This is a genomic window from Pseudomonas sp. 3JA, from assembly GCF_036961705.1.
Classification (GTDB): domain Bacteria; phylum Pseudomonadota; class Gammaproteobacteria; order Pseudomonadales; family Pseudomonadaceae; genus Aquipseudomonas; species Aquipseudomonas fluorescens_Q.
On record NZ_JBAMDJ010000011.1, the window covers coordinates 87,191 to 100,534 of the forward strand.

General features: G+C 58.3%; 10 protein-coding genes. 3 read left to right on the plus strand and 7 right to left on the minus strand.

What is annotated here, in order from left to right; genetic code table 11:
* Positions 1-40: 40 nt before the first annotated feature.
* Positions 41-1,246 (plus strand): citrate synthase, encoded by a 1,206-nt coding sequence (locus V7773_RS11330; protein WP_336073420.1) that lies wholly within the window; start codon positions 41-43, stop codon positions 1,244-1,246.
* 46 nt (positions 1,247-1,292) lie between these two features.
* Here the strand turns inward: V7773_RS11330 and V7773_RS11335 are convergent, their stop codons facing one another.
* From V7773_RS11335 to V7773_RS11345, 3 genes are all read right to left on the minus strand, one after another.
* Positions 1,293-2,666 carry an MmgE/PrpD family protein gene (locus V7773_RS11335; RefSeq protein ID WP_336073421.1) on the minus strand — a complete coding sequence of 458 codons (1,374 nt, stop codon included), beginning with the start codon at positions 2,664-2,666 and terminating at the stop codon, positions 1,293-1,295.
* A gap of 79 nt (positions 2,667-2,745) precedes the next feature.
* The gene (locus V7773_RS11340; protein WP_092461789.1) at positions 2,746-3,054 is read right to left on the minus strand and encodes a DUF4387 domain-containing protein; all 309 of its coding nucleotides are present in this window, start codon (positions 3,052-3,054) and stop codon (positions 2,746-2,748) included.
* Positions 3,051-4,544 (minus strand): acyclic terpene utilization AtuA family protein, encoded by a 1,494-nt coding sequence (locus tag V7773_RS11345; RefSeq protein ID WP_336073424.1) that lies wholly within the window; start codon positions 4,542-4,544, stop codon positions 3,051-3,053. The genes V7773_RS11340 and V7773_RS11345 overlap by 4 nt, the downstream gene beginning before the upstream one ends.
* A gap of 212 nt (positions 4,545-4,756) precedes the next feature.
* Here V7773_RS11345 and V7773_RS11350 point away from each other — a divergent pair, with 212 nt between their 5' ends.
* Positions 4,757-5,683 carry a LysR substrate-binding domain-containing protein gene (locus V7773_RS11350; protein WP_336073499.1) on the plus strand — a complete coding sequence of 309 codons (927 nt, stop codon included), beginning with the start codon at positions 4,757-4,759 and terminating at the stop codon, positions 5,681-5,683.
* A gap of 26 nt (positions 5,684-5,709) precedes the next feature.
* On the opposite strand, the gene leuD is transcribed toward V7773_RS11350, so the two are convergent.
* The 4 genes from leuD to V7773_RS11370 form a co-directional block, all read right to left on the minus strand.
* A complete protein-coding gene (leuD, locus tag V7773_RS11355) occupies positions 5,710-6,318 on the minus strand; it encodes a 3-isopropylmalate dehydratase small subunit (RefSeq protein ID WP_336073425.1) in 609 nt (202 codons plus the stop codon).
* Between the two features lie 3 nt (positions 6,319-6,321).
* Positions 6,322-7,743 (minus strand): 3-isopropylmalate dehydratase large subunit, encoded by a 1,422-nt coding sequence (gene leuC / locus V7773_RS11360; protein ID WP_336073426.1) that lies wholly within the window; start codon positions 7,741-7,743, stop codon positions 6,322-6,324.
* 133 nt (positions 7,744-7,876) lie between these two features.
* The gene (locus V7773_RS11365) at positions 7,877-10,900 is read right to left on the minus strand and encodes an EAL domain-containing protein (RefSeq protein WP_336073427.1); all 3,024 of its coding nucleotides are present in this window, start codon (positions 10,898-10,900) and stop codon (positions 7,877-7,879) included.
* Positions 10,888-11,907, minus strand: coding sequence for a substrate-binding domain-containing protein (locus V7773_RS11370; RefSeq protein WP_092142734.1), 1,020 nt, complete (start codon positions 11,905-11,907; stop codon positions 10,888-10,890). Before V7773_RS11370 ends, V7773_RS11365 begins: the two co-directional genes overlap by 13 nt.
* 462 nt (positions 11,908-12,369) lie before the next feature.
* Between V7773_RS11370 and V7773_RS11375 the strand changes: the two genes are divergently transcribed.
* The gene (locus V7773_RS11375; protein ID WP_336073428.1) at positions 12,370-13,344 is read left to right on the plus strand and encodes a quinone oxidoreductase family protein; all 975 of its coding nucleotides are present in this window, start codon (positions 12,370-12,372) and stop codon (positions 13,342-13,344) included.

Sequence of the window (13,344 nt, forward strand, 5' to 3'; positions counted from 1 at the left end):
TAAACATGTACACATTCAAATCAACTTGACCGGAATTGTCATGCCAGAACAAGAAGACCTCTACCTTTCGGCAGAAGAGGCGGCAGCCCTACTCGGAATCAGCCTGCCGACGCTGTACGCCTACGTCAGCCGCAAAAATATACGCTCCCTCAAGATCCCGGGTACGCCCAAGCGCCGCTATTGGGCCGAAGACATCCAGCGATTGGTCAAGAGACCGACAGGTGAGAAACACGCGCCCAAGCGCTCGTCACCGTCGGACAGCGCGATTACGCTGATCACCGATGATGGCCTGTTTTATCGGGGCCATGACGTCGTCGAGCTTGCTGACCGCGCAACGGTCGAAGAAGTCGCCGAATTGATCTGGCAAGTGCCTGCGGCATTCGGCCCGTCACTGCCTCGTGCTCCGAAGGACAGCGTCAAGCTGCTGAAGATCTACGAGCACATGTCCGCCCAGGAAAAAGCCATCGCGCTTTTCCCCTTGGTGCAAAGAGAAAATCCCAAGGCCTTCGACCTTTCCACGACCAGCTACGCGCGCACCGGCGCCGATGTCGTGAGGTGGTTTGCCGCCTTGGTGGTGGGAGCGACCGAACCGAGTGCGCAACCCTTGCACGAGTTCATCACCCAGGCCTGCGACGTCCGGCCTGAGCATGCGGACCTGATCCGCCGCCTGTTGATCCTCAGTATCGACCATGAGCTGGATCACACCACCCACAGCGTGCGCGTCGCCGCCACGACTGGCGCTACCCCCTATTACGCGGTCATCGCCGGACTTGCCGCGGCGCGGGGTCACAAAATTGCCTATGGAAGAAATGAAGCCGCCAGCAGGATGATCGAGGAAATCTGTACGGCCGCGGACCCTGCGCGACCTATTCTGCAGCGCTACAGCCAGGACGGACACATTGTCGGGTTCGGTCCCAATGTCCATTCCATCAACGATCCACGAGCCACTAATCTCATGGCGGCGTTGACCGCCGCGTTCGATGGCGATGCCGAATTTGCAAAACTGCAGAAAGCTTTTGCGGTGGCCTCGGAACTCGTTGCGTATCCGCCGGAATTCATCCTGCTGGTGAGTTTCATCGGTCAGAAGTTTGGGCTGCATGGACAGGAAATTTCATTGGCGGGCGTCGGTCGCCTGATTGGCTGGATAGCCCATGCCAGCGAGCAATACAACCAGCACCATGAAGCCCGCCCTCGCGCCCGTTACGTAGGGACCCTGCCTGCGGCAACCACGACCGGCCGCCGCTAAGCCCCGCTCACTCCTTTGGCGAAAACGCATTGGAGCGACAGACCTGCTATGGGATAGCCATCGCCGCAAACAGCGACTGGAACTCGGTTTGCTTCTCAAGGCCAGCAACGAACCCAAGCACTTTGGCCTGTGCCGATGCGTCGATATGCGGCATGGCCATGCGTCGGAATTTACGTTCAAAATCGTGATCGGTCATCGGCGTTTCGACTGACCCGGGCCCGGTGATCATCTCACTCACGACTTGCTCGCCGGACATCAGAGTCACGCTGACACGATTGGCAAGATGCCGTGGGAACAGTGCGGTCAGCGCCGGGTCCTCGACTACGTTGACCTTTTCCATCAAGGCAATCGCCGCAGGATCGGCAATCTTCTCAGGGCAATAGGAGCCCACCGTGATGTCGCCATCGAGCAAGGCCCGAGCCACGTTATAGGGCAGACTGTGGTCTGCCGTCTCCCTGGTTTTCGGCAACCATTTCTCGGGCGTATCCGCCAATACCCGACGGTTGAATTCAGACGTTTCGATCGTAATGGCGGCAATGTCTTCTACACCATCGATGCGTTTGCGAATATCAAGCGCGGCCCAGACAGCGCTATGCAGCTCACCATTGGTGGGGAATGTCTTGGTCAGGGAGCGCTGTATGGCGTAATCACCATTGTCGGGCGTACCAAAACGCTCCGTATCCAGATCGAACGGCCCGGAAACCAGCTTGAAGAACCCCATGTCACCTTCAAATACCGGCGACGGCCCCGTCATGCCATGGCGCGCCAACTGGGCGGCGAAAATGGCGTTGCGCGCGGCGTTGGCCGCAGAGCAGCCCTTCCAGTCGGACAACGTTCCACTGCGCACCTGGCGCATGGCCAAGTGACCACTCACGGCAATGTTGATCGCCTGCTCCGTCTGCGCAATGTCCAGCTTCATCAGGTTGGAAGCCGCTGCAGCCATCGCGACGTTGACGTAATTGACGTGATCCCAGCCACGCTTGTTCAAGCATGCCGCATCCTGCAAGCGCATCTGGATTTCATAGGCCAGGACAATGGCCGAAATCAGTTCAGCCCCAGTTGCATTTTCGGCTTGCGCCACGGCGAGACAGGCTGGAATGTTGTCACTCGGATGGCCCGGCTCCAGGCCCATATATCCGTCGTTATAGTCCAGGAAACGAACCATCAGGCCATTGGTGAAGGCGGCAATTTCAGGCGTCGTTTGCAGGTGTGTACCAAATACGCTGGATGATTTCGCGGTGTTGGCGGCAGCGTAACACACCGCTGCCTTTACCGGATCAGCCCCATAGGCGCCCAGCACGCACGCCAGGCTGTCGATAAAGCGCTGGCGTACAAGGTGGATGATCGCTTCGGGCAGGTGCTGTTTTCTGAATGCGTGGGCATAGCGTGCAAGCCGCACCGCAACGGTCGAGTCCGTCATAACTACCTCGGATTGAATAGGTGGGTCAGTCCTCGTCCATGAGGCGAACAGATCAAGGCGCGACTTGGCGCCCGTCGTCTCAGTCGATGACCACGTCAAGCAAGCGGACGTATTGCTGGCCGGCATGCATGTCACGCTCGACCATGCCGCCTTGTGGCGTTGCACGGGGATAAGAAATCTTGACCATCTCCAGGTCCGGCACCGCAATGCGCTTGACCCGTTCGGGATCGGTGCCGTAGAGCCTGGCGAATTGCGCCGGAGACAGAGCGGCACAATCGCAATAGCGCTCGAAGCTCTCGCGTCCGTTGAAAAAAATATCAAACGTAATCCAGAACGGCCCCGCTTGTTTCGATCGGACATGCCGACAAACATCACGCAACTTAATCATTGTGCAAGCTCCTTCATCGCCATCGACGTATCCGACAAATCAATCCATTTAAGACGTACCAACTCCATGGGGTTCTCAAGTTGCACCACATGATTCAACTTGAACTCATAAATTTGGCCTCGGGGTATATCCGCAGGTGTAAAGGCGAATCCGTACGAAGGTAATTCCTTGCCCATGACACTGGGATAATGAAAGAAGTAGGGATTACAAGCATGGGCAATTGTATTGGCCATGTCCTGAGTGGCGGCAGTGGCCACAAACAACATGCCTATTTCAGTGGGTGGCGATGTTCCGACAGGCGGCTTTACCCCGGTGACACCATTCCACCCATACATCCGCAGGGAAATATGAAACTCGCCCAATTCTTCGGCTGGAATGGACTGGCGTGTTCTGGTGTAAAGCGCTTCAAGCAAACGATCGTGAAACCCATCGACATCATTGAGCACATCCGGGTCCTGAATCCCCACCAACATGATTGTTTGATATAAACCGGCGGCGGCCCCCTCCAACTTCATCGTGTAGGGCATCGTCTCCCAGCGCGAGCCTTCTACCCGAACAGCACGTCCATTCAAATCGGCATAACGCGCCTGGGCAACATTCAAGATGCCGCCAGGCTCCACCAACCGGAACGGGTCGCTGTTTTCATACAGCATATGGGCCGAGACGCTATGGGGCGTGCACTGGTTGTCCTGGCTCAAAGGCTCGACTTCGAAGCCGTTCGCATCAACACTCAGCAAAATGCCCGATCCAAGCGTAGGGTTGACGGCACACTGCACGCCGCATTCGCCCGTCTTGCCGGCATGCCAGGACGGCCCCCACGGCGCGCCTTTCCAGATGGGATAGCAGGCGATGACGGCGGTATCGGTCGCGCGGCCGGCCAATATGATATCGGCACCGCCGTCCAGGGCAGCGATAAAAGGTTCCACCCCCAGTGCCGCGACAATGTGCTCGCAACTCTCCACCGTCGCGTCTTCCAACTCGCCATGAGGCGGGAGCGGCTTGATACGACCTTCTGCATTCAGCTTCTTGATGGTGTCCTTGTCTTGCTCGCAATAGATGAGCGCAATCTTCGGCGACACGCCCAACTCCTTGGCGATTTCCAGGGCAATATCGCGCGTCCACTCCAGATTGAGATCGCCACCCGCCTGCCCTGCTGTGCCAACAATTATCGGCACACCGGATCGCGCCTGCGCTTTCATCAATATCGTCAGGTCACGCTTTACCGCGCCTCGGTTGTTCTTGGACTTGCCAAGTGCAAGATACGCCGCACCACTGTCCGTTGAACCTGCGTCCGTGGCGATTACTTGCGCCCCTGCTGCCAGTCCATAAGCAATTTCTTCTTCTCGAACACCCGCCCCCAAAGAACCACAGGGCACGATCACTTTTACGCAACCGTCAAATAACTGCGCCATAACAACCTCTTCTAGACCACTCAGTACACCAATAATAATGACTGCAACTGCGCTTACAAGTGGACAGAATTTATCCATATATCATTAACAAACAAACGACGAGTCGGGCATTACAGGAATAACCCGATTAATATCGCACCAGGGCTTCTGAGCTATTTTTTATTTTCAGACAGGCGTGTTAAAAGCAGATATCAGGGGCGTGATCGATGGGCGCTTGCATTGCAATGCATGGACTTTTAGCGCATCCATTGCAAACTGACGCCGATAACATCATTGGAATAATCCGAGCCATGAGACGCAAGCCTGCACATCGAGAACAATCCTTGCTGCCGGAGGACCTGCGTGTGTTCCTCACCGTCATCCGGAAAAACGGCTTTGGCAATGCTGCCGAGGCGCTGGGATTTTCGCCGGCGTATGTCAGCAAGCGCATCTCCGTCCTTGAGGCAACGTTGGGCGCCAAGCTATTGCACCGGACAACCCGGCGTGTCGCATTGACCGATGACGGCGAACGTGTCCGCGTTTTCGCCACTCGACTCCTGGGGGATATGGATGACTTCATCAGCGAGTTGACCGACTCCCGCCAGCAATTGCAGGGGAGCCTGCAGATCTGCAGCTCTTTCGGCTTCGGCCGTAACCATGTCGCGCCCGCGGTCGCCGCGCTTTCGCAACTGTACCCTCGATTGGAGATTCGCCTGGACGTGTTTGATCGCATGATCGATATCGTCAATGAAGGCTTCGATCTCGAAATCAGGGTGGGCTACGACCTCCCTCAACAACTTCTGGGAAAAAAACTCGTGAGTAACCGCAGGGTGCTCTGTGCAACCCCTGGGTACCTGGAGAAGCGCGGCTTGCCGACATCCCTGGATGATCTGGCCCGGCATGATTGCCTGGTGCTCAAGGAACGGAACAACGCCTTTGGCATCTGGAACCTGACGAAGAACAGCGTTGAAGAGTCCATTCGCGTCAACGGCCCGTTGTCATCGAACAATGGCGAGATTGTGTTGCGCTGGGCCTTGAGTGGCGCAGGCATCATCCTGCGTTCCTTATGGGACGTGAAGCCCTTGCTTGAAAGCGGACAACTGGTCCACGTGCTTCCTGACTACGCCCAGAGTGCCGATGTCTGGGCCATCTACCCGACACGTGCCAGCCAGTCTGCCAAGCTTAGGGCTTGTATCGAGTTCTTCGAGGAACATTTCAAGGCGCTCGCCCTCGTTTGAGCGTTTGGCGAGCGCGCCAGGGGGGCTCAGTTCAGCCACGGATTTTCTGCGTAGTGACGCGCTTCGAAATCACGAATCTGCGCCGCCCGCTGCAAGGTAGCGCCGATAGTGTCCAACCCCGACAACAACAATTGCTTGCGCAACGCATCGATTGTGAACTCGATGACCGACCCCTCGCTTAGCCAAATCTTCTGGTTCGGCAGATCGACGCTGATCGTCGCGGTAGCCCCAGTGTTCACGACGCGAACCAATCTCTGTAGCTGCGCTTCGCAAAGCTGTATCGCAAGCACGCCGTTACGCTGACAATTGTCATAGAAGATGCCGGCAAAGCTGGTCCCGATCAGTGCACGAATCCCCAGCTGCTTGAGCCCCCATACCGCATGCTCGCGACTGGAACCACAGCCAAAGTTGGGCCCGGTCACCAGGAAACTGGCCCCGCTCCAGGCCGGTTGATTGAGGATGAAGTCTGGATTTGTCTCACCGGATTCAAGGAAACGCAGGTCGAAGAACACCCCTTTATCCAAACCGCTTCGGTCGATCCCCTTCAAGAACTGCTTGGGCATGATGACGTCGGTATCGATGTTGGACGCGAGCAAAGGTGCGGCTTTCCCGGTCACGATCTCAAAAGGTTGCATGGCTCAAGCCTCCTCGGCCAACAGGCGAACATCCGTCAGGCGACCACGGATGGCCGCGGCGGCAACCATCGCCGGGCTCATGAGGTGGGTCCGTGCGCCCGCCCCCTGGCGACCTTCAAAATTTCGGTTGGTGCTGGACGCACAACGATCGCCCGGAGCAAGCACGTCATCATTCATGGCCAGGCACATCGAACATCCAGACTGGCGCCATTCAAAACCCGCATCGAGGAAGATCCTGGCCAAGCCCTCCTCCTCCGCCTGGGCACGCACCTGCGTCGATCCAGGAACGATCATGGCCCGCACTGTTGGAGAAACTTTCCTACCGTTCACCACACGGGCAACATCACGCAAGTCTTCGATACGCGCATTGGTACACGAGCCGATGAACGCATGGCTGATCTGCACATCGCGCAACAACATGCCCGCCTCCAGGCCCATGTAGGTCAAGGCGCGCTGCATGCCTTGGCGCAAGATCGGATCGGCGACGGTCGCCGGGTCAGGAACACTGCCACCAACAGGCAATGCCTGGTCCGGGCTGGTTCCCCAGGTCACCATCGGCTCCAGAGCTTCCACGTCCAACAGGATTTCCCGGTCGAACACCGCGCCTTCGTCGGTGAACAGTTCGCGCCAGTTTTCTTCGGCGACACGCCAATGTTCGCCTTGAGGGGCTCGGGGCTTGGATTTGACGTAGGCAAACACCTTTTCATCAGGCGCCATGAATGCTCCCCGTGCGCCGGCCTCCACAGCCATGTTGCAAATGGTCATCCGCGCCTCAACGCTCAATGCGTTGATGACAGGACCGGCGAACTCAATGGCGTAACCGGTCGCTCCCGACGCACCGATCTTTTCGATCAAGGCCATGATGATGTCCTTTGAGGTCACGCCCATGCCCAGCTTGCCAGTGACCATGACACGCATGGTTTTCAGGCGCTTGTAGACCAACGTCTGCGTCGCCAGCAGATGCTCGATTTCTGAGGTGCCAATACCAAAACCAAACGCCCCCAGCGCCCCGTAGGTCGTGGTATGGCTGTCGCCAGCTGCCACCACCATACCGGGCAAGATAAACCCCTGCTCCGGCGCAACCACGTGCTCTATCCCCTGACGCTTGTCCAGCACATCGAAAAGCTCGATGCCGAAGTCCCGACAGTTCTCTTCGAAATACGCGACCTGCAAGGCGCCACCAGCATCGGGCATGGCCGCGATACGGCTTGGACTGGTCGGGTTGACATGGTCGACAACCGCCAGCGTTGCGCGAGGACGCCATACGCCACGCTTGGCCTCGCGAAGCCCGCTGAAGGCCTGGGGGCTGGTGTATTCGTTGGCCACCTGGCGGTCGATGTAGAGCAACACGTGCCCTTGATCGTCCAGGGTAGCGACAGTGTGGCTGTCGATGTGCTTCTGATAGAGGGTACGAGGGTTGTTCATTGCGATACGCTCTGTTGTGCCGGGTCACGGATGACCAAGAATATTCGCAATGAAAAACCCATCAATAGCCTTCAGGTGATGGTGTGGAACACAATTCGTGAACAATCCAGGCATCAGCGATGGAAGTGAGTCATCAATGCCCAGACACTGGACCGCTCGGGCGTTTTACATCACGTTTGTTTTGCCTGGGCGTACCAGGGCTCGCAATACGGCTCGCGTGAGGCAGGCGGGGCATACGCAACAACAGACCGATCTCCTGCGCGCTGACCGCCTTGCTGAAAAAATACCCCTGGATTTCATCGCAGCCGTTATCACGCAAGAAGGTTTGCTGCTCCTCGGTTTCGACCCCTTCGGCAATGACCTTGAGATTCAGCTTGTGCCCCAACGAAATCACGGCGGTGGCGATGGCTTTGTCGTTCTCGTTGTCGGGCAGATCACGCACGAAAGACTGATCGATCTTGAGCCTCGCGATCGGGAAGCTTTTCAATGCGGCGAGGCTGGAGTAGCCGGTGCCGAAGTCGTCGATCGAGAGGCTGATCCCCATGGCTTGCAGGGCCTTCATTTTGCTGATGGCTTGCTGAAGGTCTTGCATGATCAGGCTTTCGGTCAGCTCCAGCTCAAGGTACATCGGGTCCAGTCCGGATTCCTGCAAGGCATGCATCACCCGGTCGATCAGGTCCCTTTCGATGAACTGGCGAGCCGAGATGTTCACCGACATGGTGATCGGCGGCCAGCCGGCATCCTGCCACGCCTTGTTCTGTCTGCAGGCGCTATGAATCACCCAGTCGCCGATGGGCACGATCAGCCCGGTCTCTTCGGCCTGGGGAATGAATTTGATGGGAGAGACCATGCCGAGCTCGGGATGCTGCCAGCGGATCAATGCCTCCACGCCGATGATCTGGCCTGACTGCAAATCCACTTGTGGCTGGTACAACAGCAGGAACTCGTCATTGTTGAGTGCGCTTCGCAGCCCGTCTTGCATGGCGAGCTTGCCCTGGACCTTGTTATTCATCTCGCTCGTATAGAACTGGAAGCTGTTGCGCCCCAGCTCCTTGGCACGGTACATGGCGGCGTCCGCATTGCTGAGCAACGTGTCGGTGTCAGTGCCATCGGTAGGGTACGTGGCCAACCCCATGCTGCAGGTGACGTGGAGCGTATGGCCGCTGAGTTGAATCGGCCGCAGGATGGCTTCCTGGATCTTATGCAGGACGGGCGTCACGCCGTCCAGGTCCGAGGGCTGGTCGAACAGGATGATCACAAACTCGTCGCCACCCAGTCGCACCACGGTGTCGGTACGCCGTACACATCCCAGCATGCGCTGGGCGACGGTTTTCAGCAGTTCGTCCCCGGCACTGTGCCCAAGACTGTCATTCACCAGTTTGAATTTGTCCAGGTCGAGAAACACCACTGTCACCAGCCGGTTGTAGCGCTGGGCATATAGCATCGCCTGCTTGAGGCGGTCTTCGAGCAGCGTGCGATTCGGCAGCCCGGTCAGGGCGTCATGGTCGCCCATAAAGCGAATGCGCTTTTCGGTCAGTTGGCGTTCTATCGCAATGCCGGCAAGCGGTGTGGCCATGTCGATCAGTTGCGTCTCGGCGGCGCTGGGGCTGCGCACGGTGTTGGCATACAAGGCAAACGTACCCAAGACCTTTCGCTCATGGGACAGGATCGGCGTCGACCAGCAGGCGCGAAACCCATAGGGCGCCACCAGTGAACGGTACGCTTCCCACAGTGGATCCTGCTCGATGTCCGTGACAATGACCGGCTCTCGTCGATACGCCGAGGTACCACATGAACCGACGTTCGGACCGATTTCAATTCCGTCGATGAGCTGGCTATAGGCTTTCGGCAAACTGGGTGCAGTCCCGTGCAGCAAGTGTTTGCCCTCCTCATCCAGCAGCAGGATGGAGACCTTCATGCCCTCCAGTTGGGACTCGACCAGGTGCGCCAGGCTATCGAGCACTTCTGTAAGCTCGGTGCTCCTGGCGATCAGTTCCAGGACATGACCTTGTCCGGCACGAACGATGGCCTCCTGCTCCAATCGATCGTTTTGCACGGCGAGCCGTTCTGTGGCGATACTCAGTTGGGCCGTTCTTTTCTCCAGTTGAAGTCGGTCTTCGAGAAATTGATTCACCGCCCGCGCCATGTTGCCGATCTCGTCCTTCCCATGGTCGGCCATCATCAAATGCGTTTTGTCCGTGTGTTCCTGACGCAATTGCCGGCTTATTTCATTCAGGCGCACGAGCACATGACGCCCCATGAAAACCCGGGTCACGAACCAGGCGAACACCAGACTGGCGCCCAACATGATCAGCACCCATCGCTGGCTGCGATTCGAGGCCTCAACCAGACGCTGTACCGCTTCGCGATAGTCTTGGGTGTAGGCATTCGATTGCGTACGGGCCACCGCGACCAGGACCCCGGCCTCATTCTTGAGTTGCTCGTTGAAACGCTGCAGGACGTTGTGTTGATTGATGAGCGTCTGGCGCAGGGAGAAGAGATCCGGAATCTGCACCTCAGCGTCGGATAACGCGCCGGCGGTGCGTGGCAGGCGCTCATATCGGGCCCGCAGCCGTTGCACGGCCTCACTGTCAACGGCCTGCGGCAGATCGAAAAGCAGCACCGCCAATTCCAGGCTGGCCCGGGTCTGGGCCGCCGTTAATCGAGCAGTGTGATCCGCCAGGGCCTGCTCGAAGGTGACCTCGGTTTGCAGCAGGCTTTCTCGCAGTTGCGCCACGATGTTGGCGGTATTGCGGAACATCTGACTCGACTGATGCATGTCGAGTATCGCCACGCCACTGTTTGCGGCAGTCAGTTGCTGCACCAGTTGATCGAGGGCTTCAAGCTGTTCGACGGTCGCTGCATAGCTTGAACGCAGGATGTCGGAGGAACGGGTTGTCAGAAGCTGGTCAGTCTGGCGTTCGATCAGCAAGGTGCGCTGCACCATGTCTTGCCCATTTTGCATGCGGACCAGTCGTTCATCCGTCAGTTGTCGAGTCGCGCTGTTCGAGGTGCGCAGCGCGTAGACCGCTGTAGCACCACCTGCCAGGATCAGCAGCGCCAGCGTCAGGAACGCCAGGGTGAATTGTGCGCGCAGCGATTGGGGCAATAGCTGGCGTCCAAGCCGGGAAGTCACGTCCAACATCAGGGATTCCATTGGTGGCGATAGATGTCTCGATAGCCATTGTCAGGATCGTACTGGAATTTTTTCCCGCCATCGAAGGCGATATTGTCGTTATTGACCAAGTGAATCGGCGCGACGAAGCCGCTCACTGGCTGACCTGCAAACAGCCGGTTCAACTCATCCATCACTTGCCAGCCATGCTGGTTGAGCGGCTCGGCCACCGTCACGGTCTGGTAGGTTTTTGCCTGTATGCGCAGGAAAGCCGAAGCGCTGCCGTCACCGGCAGACAACAGACTGATGCCGTCACTGGGTATGGCGGCGGCGGTCAGCGAGGCAATCGAATAGTCAAAATAGATGTCGTTGATAGCCAACGCATGGGTCCAGCGTTTGCCATAGTGCTGAAGCAATTCCTTGGTCACCGCCGGCATCCTCTCGCCACTTTCGGAGATCGCCACATCGCGCACCTCCAGCAACGTACATTCACGACAGGCCCGAATGACGTCTTCCATGGCCTTGGCTTTCGCCATGGCAATGCTGTACTTGGAGTCGGTCAGGATGACCACGCCGGCGCGTCCATTTGATTGCGCCACTGCCGCCATGGCCGTGAGACGCGCCACGTCAAGCGGGTCAGTCGTGACATTCATGGCCACCGGCGTGCCGTCAATCGGCCCCGGGCGTGCCCCGGCGTGCCAGCCAACCACCGGTATCTCCTTGTTGGCGAAGAGCAGCAGCGCGGCCTTGTTCTCAAGAGCGTCGGAGCCGCACAGGATAAGGCCGTCAGGCTTCGCGGCCAGGGCATCGGCAAAGGCTTTTGCGCGCCCGGCCGATGAGCCGGCACCATCGAATATCTTCAGCGTCCAGCCCAACGCATTGGCGGCCTCCCGGGCACCCTGCGCGACACCGACAATGCCTCCGTTACGCAAATCTTCTGCGACAAGCACGATGCTCTTGCCCCGCTGGGCTTGCGGGCCGGATACAGGGCCGCTCCAGCGCGCGGCGCCAAGGGTGGCCCTGGCAACGACCTCCTGCGCTTGCATCACCGTGACCGTGGTGTTTTCGAGCCCCGCTACGGTTGACAGGTCCTGGCTGTATGCGGAAGTTGCCGTAAAAAGGCAGGACACCGTCATTAAAGCCATCCGGAGTAACGAGGATCCTGGAAACCTGGGCCCAATCGAACAGGTTCGATCAGCGCATGTGATGCCGTGTGTGGGGCCGGTGGTGCGATCGATGTCTGGCATGACGTCCCTTTTTGCCAAGAAGGCAGTGTTCCGAAAGAATAGTCGGTTCTGCTGCCACCAAGTCCTTTGTGGGTAAAAGTGCGATGCAGGTGATAAAAAATTACAGGAATCCAAGCAAAGACAGGGTCAGCCCAACCACGGATTCGAGCAAGCGGATTGCTGCATAAGGTGCAGCTATGCCATGCATATCCAAGGTATTGTCCATACACAGATCTGCAATCATCCTCCAGTGACATCTATTTCAAACCCTGAGGAGTCGCTGAAATGGTCACTGTCGTTGGTTTTTCATCCACAGGTGGACCGGACGTTCTAGAGGTCCGACAAAACGATCATGCTGCGCCCGGCCTCGGTGAAGTGTGGGTCGAGCAGCATGCCATTGGTATCAACTACCTCGACGTCAGCCAGCGCAACGGCGCGGTTCCCGTCGCCCTGCCGTCGGGGTTGGGTCTGGAGGGGGCCGGGGTGGTCGCTGCCGTGGGGCCGGATGTCACTCAAGTCAAAGTGGGTGATCGCGTGGCTTATGCCACCGGCCCGTTGGGTGCCTACGCAAGTGGTCGATTGGTTCCGGCCGGGAAACTGGTGCCCCTTCCCGACTCGATCAGTTTCCAGGATGCCGCCGCCGTTCTGTTCAAGGGCATCACGGCCCAGTACCTGCTCAAGAGCACTTATCCGGTGGGGCCGGGAACGGTCATGGTGTTGTATGGCGTCGCCGGCGGTGTGGGCGCCATCATGGCCAAGTGGGCCAAGCACCTGGGCGCTTTCGTGATCGGTGTCGTCTCTCGTGCGCAAAGCGTCGAGAAGGCACGTGCACTGGGCTGCGATGATGTCCTGGTTTTCGATGCACAGACACTGGCGCAGGAGGTGGCTCGAATCACCGACGGCAGGAAGGCCGATGTGGTTTACGACCCGATTGGACGTCTCTCGTTCGCGGCATCGCTCGATTGCCTGCGCCCGCGCGGGCTGATGGTGTCTTTCGGCGCGTCGTCAGGCGCGCCACAAGCGGTCGAAGTGGGCCTGCTGAATGCCAAGGGTTCGCTGTTCCTCACCCGCCCTTCGATTGTCGCCCACACCAGCAGCGTCGAGGAATATCAGGCGCGCGCCAATGACGTCCTGGCTGCACTCCAGGCCGGGATCATCGAACCCGCCGTCTGGAAAACCTACCCGCTGGAGAACGCCGCACAAGCCCACGCGGACCTGGAAAGCGGCCGCGCTTCAGGTACTCTCCTGCTCACTCCCTGA

What these genes read in the sequence shown, in the direction of transcription:
- V7773_RS11330 (WP_336073420.1), top strand. Translation starts at nt 41, where the DNA reads ATGCCAGAACAAGAAGACCTCTACCTTTCGGCAGAAGAGGCGGCAGCC.
- V7773_RS11335 (WP_336073421.1), bottom strand. Translation starts at nt 2,666, where the DNA reads ATGACGGACTCGACCGTTGCGGTGCGGCTTGCACGCTATGCCCACGCA.
- V7773_RS11340 (WP_092461789.1), bottom strand. Translation starts at nt 3,054, where the DNA reads ATGATTAAGTTGCGTGATGTTTGTCGGCATGTCCGATCGAAACAAGCG.
- V7773_RS11345 (WP_336073424.1), bottom strand. Translation starts at nt 4,544, where the DNA reads ATGGATAAATTCTGTCCACTTGTAAGCGCAGTTGCAGTCATTATTATT.
- V7773_RS11350 (WP_336073499.1), top strand. Translation starts at nt 4,757, where the DNA reads ATGAGACGCAAGCCTGCACATCGAGAACAATCCTTGCTGCCGGAGGAC.
- leuD (WP_336073425.1), bottom strand. Translation starts at nt 6,318, where the DNA reads ATGCAACCTTTTGAGATCGTGACCGGGAAAGCCGCACCTTTGCTCGCG.
- leuC (WP_336073426.1), bottom strand. Translation starts at nt 7,743, where the DNA reads ATGAACAACCCTCGTACCCTCTATCAGAAGCACATCGACAGCCACACT.
- V7773_RS11365 (WP_336073427.1), bottom strand. Translation starts at nt 10,900, where the DNA reads ATGGAATCCCTGATGTTGGACGTGACTTCCCGGCTTGGACGCCAGCTA.
- V7773_RS11375 (WP_336073428.1), top strand. Translation starts at nt 12,370, where the DNA reads ATGGTCACTGTCGTTGGTTTTTCATCCACAGGTGGACCGGACGTTCTA.